Annotated in this window: 7 protein-coding genes; 5 read left to right on the top strand and 2 right to left on the bottom strand. The window is 74.7% G+C overall.

All coding sequences use genetic code 11. The annotated features are described in order from the left end of the window. The first annotated feature begins 57 nt into the window (after positions 1-57). The 4 genes from ACMXGY_RS02525 to ACMXGY_RS02510 all read left to right on the top strand — a co-directional run bounded on the left by ACMXGY_RS02525 (position 58) and on the right by ACMXGY_RS02510 (position 10,398). Positions 58-3,768 carry a glycoside hydrolase family 97 N-terminal domain-containing protein gene (locus tag ACMXGY_RS02525; protein ID WP_483775312.1) on the top strand — a complete coding sequence of 1,237 codons (3,711 nt, stop codon included), beginning with the start codon at positions 58-60 and terminating at the stop codon, positions 3,766-3,768. 326 nt (positions 3,769-4,094) lie between these two features. Further along, complete coding sequence (locus ACMXGY_RS02520) at positions 4,095-8,096, top strand: discoidin domain-containing protein (RefSeq protein WP_483775311.1); 4,002 nt, start codon at positions 4,095-4,097, stop codon at positions 8,094-8,096. Between the two features lie 134 nt (positions 8,097-8,230). Beyond that, complete coding sequence (locus tag ACMXGY_RS02515; protein WP_483775310.1) at positions 8,231-8,746, top strand: PH domain-containing protein; 516 nt, start codon at positions 8,231-8,233, stop codon at positions 8,744-8,746. Then, on the top strand, positions 8,743-10,398 hold the full coding sequence (locus ACMXGY_RS02510) for a PH domain-containing protein (protein ID WP_483775309.1): 1,656 nt from the start codon (positions 8,743-8,745) through the stop codon (positions 10,396-10,398). The genes ACMXGY_RS02515 and ACMXGY_RS02510 overlap by 4 nt, the downstream gene beginning before the upstream one ends. Before the next feature lie 19 nt (positions 10,399-10,417). Here ACMXGY_RS02510 and ACMXGY_RS02505 read toward each other — a convergent pair whose 3' ends face one another. Further along, a complete protein-coding gene (locus ACMXGY_RS02505; protein ID WP_483775308.1) occupies positions 10,418-11,041 on the bottom strand; it encodes a GyrI-like domain-containing protein in 624 nt (207 codons plus the stop codon). A gap of 86 nt (positions 11,042-11,127) precedes the next feature. On the opposite strand from ACMXGY_RS02505, the gene ACMXGY_RS02500 reads away from it, so the two are divergent. After that, complete coding sequence (locus ACMXGY_RS02500) at positions 11,128-11,583, top strand: hypothetical protein (protein ID WP_483775307.1); 456 nt, start codon at positions 11,128-11,130, stop codon at positions 11,581-11,583. 10 nt (positions 11,584-11,593) lie between these two features. Here ACMXGY_RS02500 and ACMXGY_RS02495 read toward each other — a convergent pair whose 3' ends face one another. Further along, positions 11,594-12,562, bottom strand: coding sequence for an alpha/beta fold hydrolase (locus ACMXGY_RS02495; RefSeq protein WP_483775306.1), 969 nt, complete (start codon positions 12,560-12,562; stop codon positions 11,594-11,596). Positions 12,563-12,607: the final 45 nt, after the last annotated feature.

Genomic DNA, 12,607 nt, shown 5'->3' with positions numbered 1-12,607 from the left:
GACCACCACGACGGACTGCCGTCGGCACCCCAGGACGACGACGTCTCAAGGAGCCCCGTGTACCGCATCTCGCACCGCCCTGCCCCTCCCCCGCCCACCGCACGACGACGCCCGGGCCGGGTGCTCGTCGGCACCGCTCTCGCGCTGGCCCTCCTCGCGCCCGTCGGTGCCGCGGCCCCCGCACTCGCCGTGCCGGACGCCCCGGCTGCCTCGTCGGCGCTCGCCCGGATCGACGGGCACGAGGTCTCGTCGCCCGACGGCAGCCTCGACCTCACCGTCGGCGTCGTCGACGGGCGCCTCACCTACGACGTCGTCCGGGACGGCACGACGACGGTCGTCGGTGCCTCCGGGCTCGGTCTCGCCCTGCGCGGCCCGGACGTCGACCTCACCACCGGCATGACGATCGAGTCGGTCGAGCGCGCCGAGGTCGACGAGACCTGGACCCCCGCCTGGGGGACGCAGTCCTCCGTCCGCAACCACGCGAACGAGCTCACGGTGCACGCGCGCCACGAGTCCGGCCTCGCGGTCGACGTCGTCGCGCGCGTCTTCGACGACGGCGTCGGGTTCCGCTACGTCTTCCCGCAGCAGCCGGCGCTCGACGGGCCGTTCGTCGTCCTGTCCGAGTCCACCGAGCTCGCACTCCCCGACGACCTCACGGCGTACTACCTCGAGGCCGGCAGGGACTGGCGCGCGGACGAGAAGCACTACAGGACCGCGCCGATCGGTGACGTCGCGACCGCCCAGACCCCGATCACGTTCTCGCGCGGCGGGGATCTGTTCCTCGCGGTGCACGAGGCGGACCTGACGGACTACGCGAGCATGAGCCTCAAGCGCGTCAGCGGGAAGCCCGGCACGTTCGTGAGCGAGCTGAACTCCCTTCCGGACGGGACCAAGGCGGTCCTGGACACGACCTCGGACGACTTCGCGACGCCGTGGCGGACCGTGCAGATCGGCCGCGAGGCGGGCGACCTCGCCGAGTCGCACCTGATCCAGAACCTCAACGACCCGTGCGCGATCTGCGACGTCGACTCCGACCGCGACGGCGTCGACGACACGACGGACTGGATCGACCCCGCCACGTACACGGGCGTGTGGTGGGAGCTGCAGCGTCGCGACACGACCTGGACCTCCGGTCCCAGGCACGGTGCGACGACCCAGCGCATCAAGGACTACGTCGACCTCGCGGCCGACGCGGGGGCGAGGTACGTGCTCGCCGAGGGATGGAACACCAACGCGGGCGGGTCGTGGACCAACCAGGACTTCGTCACCCCGCAGGCCGACGTCGACATCGACGAGGTGCTGGCCTACGCGGAGTCGAAGGGCGTCGGGTTCATCGCCCACAACGAGACGCGCGGCTACGTCGACTACTACGACACGCACATGGAGGAGATCTTCAGCCAGTACGAGGAGTGGGGCGTCCACGCGATCAAGACGGGCTACGCGACCCGGTTCGAGCTCGGCGGCGTGAACCGCAGCACCTTCGACCAGGAGGCGGTCAAGCACTTCCAGCGGGTCATCGACGCCGCGGCGCGGCACAAGATCTCGATCAACGCGCACGAGGCGATCAAGCCCACCGGCAAGGAGCGCACCTATCCGAACATGATGACGGGCGAGGGCGTCGCGGGCATGGAGCAGCAGAACTACATGGGCTCGAACGGCAACCCGCCGGAGCAGGCCACCATCCTGCCGTTCACGCGCTGGATCGGCGGCCCGGCCGACTACACGCCGGGCGTCCTCGACGTGCTCTGGGACCCGGCGAAGCTCGGCACGCGCGTGCAGACGACCACGGCCACCCAGCTCGCGCTCTACACGACCTTCTACAGCCCGCTCCAGATGCTCGCGGACACGCCGGAGAACTACGCGAAGCACGCCGAGGCGTTCGAGTACCTGCGCGGGATGCCGGCGACGTGGGACGACTCGCGTGTGGACGCGCAGATCGGCGACCACGTCACGACCGCCCGTCGCAGCGGCGACGCCTGGTACGTGGGCGTCGTCACCGACGAGGTCGACCGCACGCTCGACGTCCCGCTGGACATGCTCGACGACGGTGTCACCTACGTCGCGGAGGTCTGGGCCGACGCCCAGGACGCGAGCTGGAAGGGCAACCCCACCGCGGTCGAGGTCACGCGGTCCCTCGTGACCGCGGACGACGTCCTCAGCGCGTCGCTCGTCGGGGCGGGCGGGCAGGCGGTCCGGCTCCGGCCCGCCACCGCGCAGGACCTCGCCGAGCTCGCGCCGTACGAGCGCGCCCGCCTCGACCTCTCCGGCGCGCCGGAGGCCACGTTCGACCCGGCCACTGGCACCGTGCGCGTCTCGGCCGAGGTCGCCAACACCGGCACCACGGTCGCGGAGGCGCACCTCGTCCTCGACGGGGAGACCGTCGCGGGCACGACCGCGCGGGTCGGCGGCGGCCGGACGCGGGAGCTCGCGTTCACGCTCGACGCGTCCGACGTCTCCTACGCGGAGCGCAACGAGCTCGCCGTCGCCGGGGCGGACGGCACGTCGGGCGAGCCGGCCCGGGCCGCGCTCCTGCCGTTCCCGGACGGCGCCGCGCTGGACGCCCTGGTAGCCGCTGCTCGTGCGGACGGCGACCTGGACACCGCGACGGCGGCGCTGCTGTCGACGCGCGTCGGCGCGCTCGTCGCGGCGGCGGCAGACGCCGACCTGGGCGCGGCCCAGGTCGCGGCCCAGAGCGTGCGGACGGTCCTGCTCACGCGCTCGCCCGCGCAGGTCGGGGCCTCCGCGCTCGCGACGCTTGACGCCGCGGTCGAGCCGTGGCTCGGCGAGCGGGTCGGGCTGCCGCGGGTTCTCGCGGAGCTGCACGCGGCCGAGGAGGCAGGCGACCTGACGGCGACGGACGCCTCGACGGTGCGCGCACCGCTCGCCGCCGCGGTCCGCGCCGCGGTGCGCGACGACGACACCGCCGTGGGCAGGACGCTCGACCGGGCCGGCACCGCGCTCGCCGACCTGCCCGCCGGCGCCGCCGTCGAGTCCCTGGCCGGGCTTGTCGCGGCCCAGCGCGAGGAGCTCGTGCTCGAGGCCGAGGCCGGGACGCTGAGCGGGGGCGCGATCACGACTACCGAGCACCCCGGCTACACGGGCACCGGGTTCGTGCGGACCCTCAGCCGCGAGGGCGCGGCCTTCGCCGTGGACGTCACGGGCGTCGCGCCCGGGACGACCTACGAGGTGAGCTTCCGCTACGCCAACGGGATGGTCGTCGCGCCGCTCGACCGCCAGCTCGCGCTCACGGTCGACGGCGTCTCGGCCGGACCGGTCCTGTTCCCGAACCTCGGTCAGGATGCCGAGCGCTGGCGTCGCTGGGGCTTCACGGAGCCGGTGCGTGTCACCGTCGGCGAGGGCACGACGCGCGTCGGCCTGCGGTACGACCGCGGCGACACGGGCAACGTGAACGTCGACCACGTGCGGCTCGTGCCCGACCGTGGGGTCGTCGTCGGGTCGTCCGGCGGCGCCGCCGCGGAGGTGCGTGTCGAGGTGCAGCCGCGGTGCCTGGCCGGCAAGGCCTACGTCGCCCTGCGCGCGCTCAACGACGAGGACGTCCCCGTCGGCCTCGCGCTCACCCTGACGACCGCGTTCGGGGAGCGAACCGTCTCCGACGTCGCGCCCGGCGCGTCCGGCTACCAGTCGTTCGCGACGCGGGCGCGGGCCGTCGAGGCGACGACCGCGGTCGTCGTCGCGCACGGCGAGCTCGGCGGAGAACCCGTGGACGCGCAGGTCTCCGTCGACGTGCCCGCCGTCGACTGCGGCTGAGCGGACCGCCCGGTCGGTCGTCACGACGGCCGACCGGGCGAAGTCCGGGGCTCTCCCTTCACTCCCGGGAGAACGCCACCTATACTCCTGTCGACAGCGCTGTCAGGTGCCTGGCGCCACCGTGTGCGACGTCGCACCACCCGAGAGGAACGCACCGCGTGACCACCCCCTGCCCTGCCTGAACAAACCCCAGACCCGCGCGGGGGCGCCGGTCGTCCGACCCTGGACCGGCGCTCCCCGCGCGCGCACCCCGCACCACCTCGCACGCCGCACCACCCCGCCCGAGCACCAGCACCGTTGCCGCTCGACGACGCCCGGAGGCCCCCATGACCCGACCACCCGCCCCACCGCCCCGGCGGCGCGCGCGACGCCGTGCCACCGCCGCCGTCGCTCTCGCGACCGCCGGAGCCCTCCTGCTCGCCCCCGCGACCGCGCAGGGTGCGCCGTCGTCGGCCACGGCGTCCGGCACCGCGTCGGCGACCGCGGGGCTCGACGCTGCTCCCGCGTTCGGTGCCCCCGACGCGACCGCCGCCGACTACTACGGCGCGCTGCTGCGGCACACACGGTGGGTCGAGACCGTGTGGGACTCGTCGGCCGGCGTGTACCAGCTCAAGGACATGAACTTCGCCGTCGTGCTGGGCAACGCCGTGCTGCTCACGCACGGCGAGTACGACGCCGAGCTCGCCGGGGTCTCCGAGGAGACGCTCCGCGCGCACACGCTCGCGACGATCCGGCACTACGCGGCGACCAACCGGTTCGTGGACCCGGCGGGCACGTGGGGCAAGAAGCTGTTCTGGGACTCGACGTTCCAGTCGTACTTCCTCGCCGCGGGGACCCTGCTGTGGGACGAGCTCGACGCGACGACGCAGGCGAACCTCACGACCATCGCCACGGGCCAGTCGAAGTACACCGCCGACCTCGACTTCGGCAAGGACCCGCTCTCGGGCTCGTGGACCGCCGACTGGCCCACGGGCAAGTACCAGGGCGACACCGCGCAGGAGGAGGTCGGCGTCTACACGCAGGCGCTCGCGCCGGGGCTCGCGTGGGCGCCCGAGGACCCCGACGCCGCACGCTGGGCCGAGCAGCTCGGCGACTGGGGCCGCAACGCGGCCGGGCAGCCGACGGCGGACCGCAACAACCCCGCCGTCGTCGCGGGCAAGCCGGTCTCGACGAACACCATGCAGACGATCCACGACACGTACCTCGTGGAGAACCACGGGTCGTTCGGGCCGCACTACCAGTCCGACATCTGGCGTTCCGGCGGTCGCAACGCGATCCACTTCCTGCTCCGCGACGAGCCGCTGCCGGAGATCCTCACCCACCAGCCGAACTCGGCCGAGCTGTGGGAGTCGATCAAGCTCGTCATGTCCGACGCGGGCGAGCCGTTCATGCCGATGGTCGCCGACCGCGAGTTCCTCTACGGCCGCGACGCGATACCCATGGCGTTCCTCGGCCAGGTGCTGCGCGACCCCGACGCCGCACGCGCCGAGGCGAACCTCGCCGCCGCGCTCGAGGACTACCAGTCGTACGAGCCGGTCTACCGGCTCGCGAAGTTCTCGGGCGAGCCCAAGTACGAGCCGGAGGCACGCGCCGAGATCGCCATCTCCTACCTGCTGCACGTCGAGGTCGCCGATTCCCCCGAGGGCCCGGTCGAGCCGACGCCGCAGGACGAGTTCTTCGAGCGCCTCGCCGGGGTGCGCGACTTCGGCCCCGGGCCGGGCCTGACGGTCCAGCAGTCCGCGGACGCCTGGGCCGCGGCGTCGAGCCGCAAGGGCTTCGTGAAGTTCCCGTGGGTCCCGTCGCACGACTCGTGGCTCTTCCACGTCTCGGGCTCGACTCCCTACCTCTACCCCACCACCGGCGCGACCGTCGACGAGCGGCACGTGACGACGTACACCGAGCCGCGCGACGGCTTCGAGGGCACGTCGTCGGTGTTCCGCGTCGGCACCGGCTACGCGGGCCAGGTCACGCTCCCGACCGGGGCCGCCGTCTACGCGTCGACCGGTGCGGGCACCGAGGACGCGAGCCTGTCCGTCCGCAACCTCGCCATGAACGGCTACTCGGGGCTCGACGGGTCGCGCACCTACACGACGGCGGAGGGCGAGACCACCGCGTCGCTCCCTGTGACCCGCCCCACCGACCCCGCGGACGCCAAGGCCGCGCGCGTCGACGACCTCACGTTCGCGCCCGTCACCGCGCGCTACGTGCGGCTCCTCGGCCAGCAGGGCCACCCGCAGTACGGATACTCGATGTTCGCGTTCCACGCGTACGGTGCGGACGAGGGCTCGGCGACCGACCTCGCGGCCGGCAAGGTCGCGACGGCGTCGAGCGAGGACTCCGCGAACGGCCGCCAGGCGGCGCGCGTCACCGACGGCAACCCGTCCACGCGCTGGGCCGTCGCCGTCTCGGAGCGCACGCGCCCCGACTCCTGGATCCAGGTGGACCTCGGCGAGGAGACCACCGTGGGCGGCGTGCGGTTCGCGTGGGAGGCGAGCGCGGGCGCGCGCTACCTCGTCCAGACGTCGACCGACGGCCAGACCTGGACCACGGCGACCGCCTACGGCAAGGCCCCGGCGGACGTGAACGTCGCGCGCCTCGACACCGTCGACCTCACCCCCGAGGGCGCGGACCAGCCCGGCCCGGTCACCACGCGCTACGTCCGCATGCAGGGCGTGCGCGGCGACGCGGCCTACGGCTACTCGCTCTACCACCTGCGCGCGTTCTCCCCGACGGGGGCGGACGTCGCCGTGGGCAAGCCCGCCACGGCGTCGAGCGCCAACGGCTCGAACCCCGCGAGCGCCGTCACCGACGGCTCTGCCACGACCCGCTGGGCGGTCTCGGTCGCGGACCGCACCCGCCCCGACTCGTGGGTCCAGGTCGACCTCGGCGCCCCCACGGCGGTGAGCCAGGTCCAGCTCGGCTGGGAGGTCGCCGCGGGTCAGGAGTACCGCGTGCAGACGTCGCTCGACGGGCAGACGTGGCACGACGCCGCGTCCTTCCGGTACACGGGCGACCAGGTGCTGAGCAGCGACGGCGACTGGCTCAACGTCGAGGGCGAGGCCGGGTTCGTCGTGCGCGGCTCGGATGCGCCGGTCACCGTGTCGCGCGCGAGCGACACGCGGCACGTCGTGCGCCTCACGGACGGCGCTACCGGACCCCGGCTCGTCGAGATGGTCCCGGGCGACGCCGCGGTGACCGCCGCGCAGGCCGGGGCACACGTGCCGACGGCCGAGGACCCGGCGGTGCTGGTGAGCGCCGTCGACGGCTACGTCGTGGCGTTCAACCTCACGGGCGCGGAGGTCGCGACGACGCTCACCGTCCCCCACGACGGCGGCGCCGTCCCGGTGTACCAGGGCACGCAGACCGTCGGCGCGGACGCCTCGACGCTCGCCGTCACGGTCCCCGCGGGCGATGCGGTCGTCCTCGCGCCGCGCGCGACGGTCGCCGCCCCGGGCGGGGGCACCGCGGCCGGGGTCACGGTCGCCGTCGCCGACGCCCGCTCGTTCCGCGTCAGCGGTGAGGGGGCGCCCGTCGAGCTGCACCACGCCCAGACGGGCGCGACGCGCACCGTGGGCGCGACGCCGTCGGGCACGCGCGTCACGTTCCGGGACGCGACGCCGTTCCCGGTCGCGGACCGCGCGCTGAGCACGCTCACGTTCCCCGCGTCGGTGCTGCCCGAGGGTATGACCTCCCCCTCGCTCGCCGTCGACGGCGACGCCACGACCGCGTGGGTCCCCGGTCCGGACGGCCGCATGGTCACGGACCTCGGCGCGCCGCGCGAGATCGGGACCGTCGTCGCCGCGTGGGAGCGCGGCGGGGCGCCGGAGTCGGTCGTCTCCGTGAGCGACGACGGGCTGACGTTCACCGACGTCGGCACGATCGGTGGCGGGGACGTGCGCGGCACGCTCGCCGTCGACCGCACGGCCCGGTACGTCGCGCTGAGCACCTCGTGGCGCGACGGCGACCCGTCGCTCACGGCGCTCCGGGTGCTCGCGCCCGGGGCCGCCGACCCCGGGACACCGGCCGGGGTCGCGGTCACGGCGACCGCCGAGGTCCGGTGCCTCGCGGGCAAGCCGCACGTCGCGGTGCGGGTCGTGAACGACGACGACGCGCGGCTCGACGTCGAGGTCGCCACCCCGTGGGGCACGAAGACGTTCCCGTCCGTCGCGCCCGGCAAGAACGCGTACCAGGCGTTCGCCGTCCGCGGCGGGTCGAGCGGCACCGACCCGGCGGTCGACGTCGTGACCGTGACGGCGCGGGCGTCGGACGTCGCCGACGAGCGCGAGACGGTCGCCACCCCGGAGCCGGGCGAGCCCGTCTGCGGCTGACCCGCCCCCGCCGAACCCGGGGTCTCGCGTCACCTGGACCTGTCCGTGACGCGCAACCCCGGGTTCGGCACGTCTGCCCCGGACATGACGTCCGGCACTCCACCACGGGGCCCCGGGCGCGGCAGGGTGTGCGCATGGACTCGACCCTTGCCGCCGCACCGAGCCCCCTGCGGCTACGACCGCCCGTGCACCGGGTCGATGCGCGCGCCGTGCGGTGGTGGATGCTCCGCGGGCTGTGCTCGGCCGGCCTCGTGCTCGTGGTGCTCGCCGTCGTCGCCTGGCTCTGGGTCCCCGGGCGCCCGTGGCTGGCCGCGCCCGTCGTGCTCGCCGCGCTCTGGACGGTGGTCCGTGTGCTCGTCGAACCGCGCTGGCGGTACGCGGTCCACCGGTGGGAGACGACGGACCAGGCCGTCTACGGGCTCACGGGCTGGCTCGTGCGCGAGTGGCGCGTCGCACCGCTCTCGCGCGTCCAGACCGTCGACGCCGTGCGCGGGCCGCTCGAGCAGCTGCTCGGTCTGGCCACGCTGCGCGTCACGACGGCGTCGTCGAGCGGGGCGATCGACGTCGTCGGGCTCGACAAGGACGTGGCCGCCGAGCTCGCCGAGCGGCTCACGGTCGTCACCGAGCGCACCCCGGGGGACGCGACATGAGCGTCGAGCTGACCGACCCCGGTGCGCACCGCCCCGGAGCGCACCCGCCCGCCGTCGGGCCCGCGCCCTCGGACGACACCGTCCGCGAGTCCGACGCCCCGGCCGACGACGCCGCCGACGCGCCCTGGCTCCGGCTGAGCCAGCGCATGATCTGGGTGGATCTCGCGCAGACGCTCCTGTCCCTCACGCCGACGGCGCTCGCGGTGTGGGTGTTCGGCATCGATGCGAGCTGGGACTCGCTGTGGCCGCTCGTCCTGGTCGGCGCGTTCGGCGTGCTGGGGGCGGTACGGAACGTGCTGCGCTGGATCTTCACGCGGTACCGCATCACGGAGGACTACGTCGAGCGCCGCACGGGCATCCTCGTGCGCCGGTACCGCTCGGTGCGCCGCGACCGCATCCGCAGCGTCGACATGACCGCGCGGCTGCGGCACCGGGTCGCCGGCCTGCGCGTCGTGCTGATCGGCGCGGGTCAGCAGCTCGCCGTCGGGGAGTCGGCGCTGTCGCTCGACGCCGTCGTGCGGGCGGACGCCGAGGCGCTGCGCCGCGAGCTGCTCGCGTCGCAGGAGGAACCGGACGCGGCCCCCGGTGCGGTGCGACCGTCGGTCAGGTGGCCGGTCCGTCGGCCGGTCGGCGACGTCGCGGACGACCGGGTGCTCGCGCGGTTCCGGCCGTGGTGGGTGGTCTACAACGTCTTCAGCGTCTGGGGATTCTTCACGGCCGCGGGCCTGCTGTGGGGCGCCTACTGGCTGGGCGCCACGTTCGGCATCGACCTCGTCGCCTGGGTCCGGGGGCTGGCCGACTGGGACGCGCTCGGCCTGCCGGCGACGATCGCGATCAGCCTGCTCGTCACGGGGGCCGTCGGCGCCGTCGGGATGGCGGTGAGCTTCTTCACCACGCACTGGGGCTTCGAGCTCGCCCGTGTCCCCGGCGAGAAGGGCACCCAGCTCCGCACGCGCCAGGGCCTCTTCACGACGCGCGAGGTCAACCGCGACGACCGGCGCCTGCGCGGCGTGCAGCTCGGCGAGCCGCTCCTGTGGCGCTGGACGGGCATGGCGGACACGCAGGTCATCACGACCGGGCTCTCGGTCTGGTCGACGTCGCAGCCCTCGACGATCCTGCCGCGCGGTCCTGTCTCGGTCGCCCGACCGGTCGCGCGAGCGGTCCTCGGCGCGGACCCGGACCCGCTGTCCGCCCCGCTCGCGCGTCATCCCGGTGGCGCGCTGCGGCGTCGGCTCTGGTGGGCGACCGCGACGTCCGGCGCGGTGACGGCGGCGCTGTGGTGGCTCGCGACGAACGGCGCGGTCCCGCCCCGGGCGATCTGGTGGGGTGCGGCGCTGTGGGTGCTGGCGCTCGCCGGCGCCGTCGTCGCGTGGCGCGAGCTCGGCCACGCGATCGCCGGCGACCACCTCGTCGTCCGCTCGGGGCTCCTGAGCCGCGCGACCACGGTCCTGCGGCGCGACGCGGTGAGCACGATCGCGCTGCGCGAGTCGGTCCTGCAGCGGCGGCTCGGCCTGAAGACCGTCTCGACGATGACGGCGGCGGGCTGGGGCGTCTACGAGGCGCCGGACGTCGCGTCCGACGAGGCGCTCGCGTTCGCCGTCCGCGCGGCACCCGGCCTGCTCGACCCGTTCCTCGTGCGCGACGACCGGTAGCCACGGGAGCCGCGCCGCCTCAGGTCGGCCGCACCGGTTGACGGAGGACCGTCCGCAGCTTCGCCGGGTCGGTGCGCCGCACGTCGCTCAGGTAGATCTCGTGGTGCGGCCCGGCGAAGGTCAGGCCGTGCTCGGGCAGGTAGGTGTCGTGCAGCTCGGCGAGCACCGGGCCCTCGTCGTCGTACGGGCCGACGTGCAGGGTCTGGACGGACCGGCCCTCGGTGATCGACGTGCGCCGCACGAGGTCGAGCGCCGCCGGCGGCCCCTTCTTCGCCCGGACGGTCGCCGTCGCCGCGACGACGAGGTCCTCGTCCACCCAGTCGGGCTGGAGGATCAGCAGCGTCCAGCGCCAGGCGTCCTTCTCGCGCCGCACGAACGTCCCGGGGTCGTCCGCCGTCCACAGCCCCTCGAGCGGTCCGACGACGTAGTCGCGCCCCTCGCGCTTGCTCGCGAACTTCACCGCGTAGGAGAGCGAGAAGAGCGCCTCGACCGCCTCCGCGTACGCCGGCGCCTTGTTCGGGTCGCCCTCGCCGTCGACGGCGAGGTACACGAGAGCGGGCACGTCCACCTCGACGAACCGCCCCCGCGGCGGCGCGTAGAGCTCACGGTGCAGGACCTTGAGGTCGACCTTGTCCGTTGCCATGCCCCTGGACGCTACCGCCGAACGGTCGTGCTCGGCGACGGTGGACGCGGCTCGCGCTCCGGACGCGCGGCTGCTATCCACAGCACGTGACCGAACCGCCCGGACAGACACCGCCGTCGTACCCGCAGCACGGGTACCCCCAGGGACACCCCCAGCCCGACCACCCGCCCGCCGGTCCCCAGCAGAGGTTCTCACCGTACGGCCAGGGTCCGCCCGGCTACCCGCCGCCGGGCGGGGCGGCGCCGGCGCCGCTGCCGCCCGCAGCGTTCACGAGCAGGTACCGCCGCACCGCGTGGTGGCTGATCTGGGTGCCGGTCGGGCTGATGGTCGGTGCGGCGCTGCTGAGCGTCGCGCTGCTCGCGTACGCGGACAGCGACACGGACAACGCCGCCGCCGGCTACCTCGCGCTGGTGGTGTGGGCTCTCATGCTCTTCGGGGGACCGCTGCTCCTCGGCGCGTTCGTCCCGGGGTGCGTGATGCTGTCCCGGTCGAGCCGGGCGCGCGCCGTCATGAGGGCTGCGGGGTACGGCCCGCCCGCGTGAGGCGCTCGGGTCACGGCCGCGGCTGCGCCGCCACGGGTGCGACGTAGTCGACCACGGCCCGCACGACGTCCGGGTCCCGCAGGATGCGGTGGTGCCCGAGACCGTCCGTCGCGAGGAGCTCGCCCTCCGGCCAGTCCGCGGCGAGGGCCGCACCGACGGCGAACGGCAGCCTCGGGTCAGCGCGGTCGTGGACGACGAGCGCCGGCGGCACCGCGTGCGTGCGGAGGGTGTCGCGGACGTCGAGATCGGCGAGCGGTCGGGCGGCGACGTCGGCGACGAGCCCGCGCAGGAGGTCGCGCGTCCGCGGCGTGAGTCCGAGCGCGTCCCCGAACGTGTCGATCTCGCCCAGCACGTCGTCGATCGCGGCGACCAGGACGAGGCGTGCGGTCGGGAGCCCGTCACGCACGGCGAGCACCGTGGTCGCGGTCGCGAGCGAGTGGGCGACGACCGCCGTCGCGTCCCCGTGGGTGCGCACGACGGCGGCCAGCGCGTCGGCCATCTCCGGCATGGTGCTGCGGTGGCGCCCGAGGGTGCCGTGCCCCGAGTCGCCGTGGCTCGGGGCGTCGAACGACACGACGCGGTACCCCTGCGCCCGCAGCGGCTCGACGAACGCGCCGAGCTGGCCGCGCCACCCGCCCCAGCCGTGGACGAGGTAGACGACGCCGACCTCGGGCCCGGTTCCGGACGCGGGTGCCCACGTCTCGACGACGACGGACGCTCCGGACTGGGCCGTCACGGTGGTGACCACGCCGGGCGCGCTCCTGTTGTCGTGCCGTGCTCCACCAGACGGCGGCGTGCACCACAGGGCGAGCGCGAGCCGCGCCGCGCGCCGGGGAGCGACGCGCTGCAGCACGGCGAGGCGCGCGCGCACGACGGCGAGCTGGGCGGCGGCGCGCCGGCGGCGTGCGGCACGACCGCGCTCGGCAGGACGAGTACCAGCACGAACGATCGTGCTTTTCTGTAGCTCTGATGCGGTCACGGGAGGTTCCTCTCGGTCGATGGTGCTCGGGTGCAGCGTGTGGGC

Source organism: Cellulosimicrobium sp. G4 BAM 1002, assembly GCF_057126935.1.
This window is presented reverse-complemented; position numbering and strand designations above follow the sequence as displayed.

Excerpts from the sequence above, each read along its gene's own strand:
- ACMXGY_RS02520 (WP_483775311.1), top strand. The coding sequence starts at position 4,095 with ATGACCCGACCACCCGCCCCACCGCCCCGGCGGCGCGCGCGACGCCGT.
- ACMXGY_RS02515 (WP_483775310.1), top strand. The coding sequence starts at position 8,231 with ATGGACTCGACCCTTGCCGCCGCACCGAGCCCCCTGCGGCTACGACCG.
- ACMXGY_RS02510 (WP_483775309.1), top strand. The coding sequence starts at position 8,743 with ATGAGCGTCGAGCTGACCGACCCCGGTGCGCACCGCCCCGGAGCGCAC.
- ACMXGY_RS02505 (WP_483775308.1), bottom strand. The coding sequence starts at position 11,041 with ATGGCAACGGACAAGGTCGACCTCAAGGTCCTGCACCGTGAGCTCTAC.